We start from the raw sequence: 3082 nt of genomic DNA, 5'->3' as shown, positions 1-3082 counted from the left end.
CTAATTTAATTCTCTTATCTACTCAATAAATAATAATACTATAACGATTTTATTGGAGGTTTTTTGATTCTATTTAACATAATGGGCGTTATACGAAATGCGATTTTAAATAATATTATTTATCAAAGGTTTAAGACAAAAAACACACAACCTTCAAGATCAAAAAATACACGTTTTAACAACTCGTGTGTTTTTTAAGCAGATTTGTAATCTTTCGCCAATAAAATCGTCTAAAAAATGCTCAATTTTGGCATTTTCCCAATGTTCTCAGCTCTTCCAGGGCGAAAACTATCCCCAATTGCTGTGGATGAAATTTAGGCTATTTTGTACGCTTTGGCTCACATAAAACTCGGCCCTTTGCGGCTATCCAGGATAGGTGAATTTTCCTATGATGAAGTCATAGAGAACAGGATGTTCCAAACAACAAGAATAAGAAAGATCGCACCAGGAGCGTGAGTTAAGACAGGAGTCATACCTAGCAACCCAATATGAGAAACCCCGGCAGGATGCTGGGGTTTTTTATTATTAAAAGGAAAACTATAGGTATTAAATTAACTTTCCTTCTCATTATCAGAATCTAGGTTTTTCTCTGAATCGGAATCATTTTTCACGAATAGGTCTTTAAGCTCTAGCATCGCTGCTAGTGCATACATAGTGAGAGTAAATAGAATTATTCCAATAACAACAAATCCAATGCCATAAGAGACACCGAAACTGGTAAAACAGAAGAAAAAACCTGTAGTAAAGAAAATAGCTGATGCAACAAACATCACACTAAAAATAGCTGATAATGCATATTCAAAATTAAGAATAAAATTCTTTATCCAACTCGGTATTGGTATTTTCCTTTCTAATTCTCTTTCTGCTACAACTAACATTAATAAAGGTAGACAGTAAATTCCCGAAAGCCAAATAAGAATATGGACATAATTATCATGGGAAGGTATAAGGCTCTTCATCATTTCGTTAAAGTTAGATAGATCATGACTTTTATGAAAAATGACTCCCCAAATATCTTGACATAAAGCTAATAAAAGAGGGATCACTCCTAAAAGGATAGTTATTGCAACCCCTTGTTTAAAAGATTTTTTTATATATTCTTTCGGTGGAAACACAGGACCTCCTATCAACAATTAGCTTATTTAAAACCCGCTCTTCTCAACATTTTTTTAAAATTAGCTTCAACTTGTTTTTTAACTTTAGAAGCTATTTCTTTCTGCAATATTCCATACTTTTCTTGTGCTCCACATTTAGCACAAGTAATCGTATCTGAAGCTTTAGGATTACTAGGAATCTCAAACTTATCGCTTCCGCAAGAACATAAAATATTTATTGTTTGATCAGTCATCTCAGTGCCTTCGTTAATATGAAATTATTAAAAAGACTGCCAAGCGTACTTAACAGTCTTTCACAGCTCAGCGCTTACTATCTGGCGTACGTTCAACACGAACCCAGCTTGAATTTGGCTTTGATGTCGGGGGGGCAATAGTTCGATCTGGAATAGTTGAGTAGTTATCTCTCAACCCACCTCTAGGACCTTGCTCTCGATAAATCCCACCATCACGGCCTGTATTCTGTCCTGGCTTTAAAGACATATTTCGCTCCTAATATTGTCGAATTCGACAACTAAATGTTGTCACAAATATTATTAACACTACTTGTCGAATTCGTCAACAAAATTTCTCTATTTCGAATTATTATAGAAATACAAAAATATAATCAGTAGAATAGAATTATGAATACAGAATCTAATGAAACCTACGTGTTTCCTGAACGGCTTAAAGCGATAAGAGAGTTACGTAAACTAACTCAAGCTCAATTAGCTGAAAAATCTAAAATTCCTTCTACCTCAATTTCACATTTGGAAGCTGGGTCAAGAAAACCATCTTTTGATAATTTGAGAAAATTAGGAATAGCGCTAGAAGTATCTACAGATTACTTACTAGGACGAGTAGATAGTTTTGAAGGAACTAATACGGACACTCTATTTAGAGATCTTCAAAACTTAACAGATAGTGATAGAGAAACTATTCGACGATTTGCAGAGTCACTAAGAAATAAATAAACTATTTATTTCTTAGTACATTGAATAAGATAATGTCTAATAACACCAAACAATATATTGAAAAAGCAGCTACTCAGATTAGACAGGATTACGATTTAATCGATTATGAAATAGATCTTTTTAAATTAGGTGAAGAACTAGGGATTGATATACAAACTCAATCTCAAAAGAGTCATGGTATTTCTGGAGCGCTTATTAGGAATGGCAATGATTTCCTAATCTACTATGCTTCTTCTATCAATAATATTCCATATCAACGATTCAGTATTGCCCATGAATTTGGGCATTATTTTTTACCTGAACATCCTGAAAATATCTTTAATAAAAATGGTACTCATTTTTCAAGTGCAGGTTCGAGCAGTAAAGATCCCTATGAAAGAGAAGCAGACTATTTTTCTACCTGCTTACTAATGCCTAAATTTCTTTTTGAAAAGGAAATGTATAAATACAATGACGGCTTAGAAGCAATTAAGTCTTTAGCTAGTATTTTCAATACGTCCTTAACCTCTACAGCTATACGATATATTGAACTTACTGAAGCACCTGCGCTATTAATTATCAGTTCAAATGGTAAAGTAGATGCTGTTTTCGATACTAAGGAACTACGTAAGTTTGGAAAGTGTATTTATATAAAAAACAAAGTCTTACCAAATAAAAATATAATTTCAACTGAGCTATCAAAAAAAGAAATTTTTCTTAATGAATGGATTGATACAAATCATCGTATTAAAGCAATTGAGGAAAGTATCACATTGGGATCTTATGAAAAAACTCTCACAGTAATCACAACAAATACTTTATATGAAGAGATTGAAGATGAGTTTAGTGATACATGGGAACCCCCTTCATTCAAATAGTATATTAAATATACAGTTTCTTATTTAACATAAAATCTCTTACGCGAAGTTGGTTTGTAAGCCCAAAATAGAAATGTCTGATTTCTCCAAAGTAAAAATGTTCACTTTTAGAATATGTGCTTTTGCGATTGTCGAAGCAGACGATTTTATATGTTAGCGT

Annotated in this window: 5 protein-coding genes; 2 read left to right on the top strand and 3 right to left on the bottom strand. The window is 32.8% G+C overall.

Features of this window, described 5'->3' with window-relative positions; all coding sequences use genetic code 11:
* Window positions 1–551: 551 nt before the first annotated feature.
* From FTV37_RS16825 to FTV37_RS16815, 3 genes are all read right to left on the bottom strand, one after another.
* Window positions 552–1115: a hypothetical protein gene (locus tag FTV37_RS16825; RefSeq protein WP_163146742.1), complete on the bottom strand. Its 564-nt coding sequence runs from the start codon at window positions 1113–1115 to the stop codon at window positions 552–554.
* Window positions 1116–1138: 23 nt separating this feature from the next.
* Complete coding sequence (locus tag FTV37_RS16820) at window positions 1139–1348, bottom strand: hypothetical protein (RefSeq protein ID WP_163146743.1); 210 nt, start codon at window positions 1346–1348, stop codon at window positions 1139–1141.
* Between the two features lie 67 nt (window positions 1349–1415).
* Window positions 1416–1595, bottom strand: a complete 180-nt coding sequence (locus tag FTV37_RS16815) for a hypothetical protein (RefSeq protein ID WP_016651005.1) — start codon at window positions 1593–1595, stop codon at window positions 1416–1418.
* Between the two features lie 140 nt (window positions 1596–1735).
* Between FTV37_RS16815 and FTV37_RS16810 the strand changes: the two genes are divergently transcribed.
* The gene (locus FTV37_RS16810) at window positions 1736–2065 is read left to right on the top strand and encodes a helix-turn-helix domain-containing protein (protein WP_087662598.1); all 330 of its coding nucleotides are present in this window, start codon (window positions 1736–1738) and stop codon (window positions 2063–2065) included.
* A gap of 32 nt (window positions 2066–2097) precedes the next feature.
* Window positions 2098–2922 (top strand): ImmA/IrrE family metallo-endopeptidase, encoded by an 825-nt coding sequence (locus tag FTV37_RS16805; RefSeq protein ID WP_163146744.1) that lies wholly within the window; start codon window positions 2098–2100, stop codon window positions 2920–2922.
* The last annotated feature ends 160 nt before the right edge of the window (window positions 2923–3082 follow it).

The sequence above is a fragment of the Acinetobacter sp. YH16042 genome, from assembly GCF_013417245.1.
GTDB lineage: Bacteria > Pseudomonadota > Gammaproteobacteria > Pseudomonadales > Moraxellaceae > Acinetobacter > Acinetobacter amyesii.
The sequence above is the reverse complement of the archived record's forward strand: the minus strand, read 5'-3'. Positions and strand labels throughout refer to the sequence as shown.

Excerpts from the sequence above, each read along its gene's own strand:
- FTV37_RS16820 (WP_163146743.1), bottom strand. The coding sequence starts at position 1,348 with ATGACTGATCAAACAATAAATATTTTATGTTCTTGCGGAAGCGATAAG.
- FTV37_RS16810 (WP_087662598.1), top strand. The coding sequence starts at position 1,736 with ATGAATACAGAATCTAATGAAACCTACGTGTTTCCTGAACGGCTTAAA.
- FTV37_RS16805 (WP_163146744.1), top strand. The coding sequence starts at position 2,098 with ATGTCTAATAACACCAAACAATATATTGAAAAAGCAGCTACTCAGATT.
- FTV37_RS16815 (WP_016651005.1), bottom strand. The coding sequence starts at position 1,595 with ATGTCTTTAAAGCCAGGACAGAATACAGGCCGTGATGGTGGGATTTAT.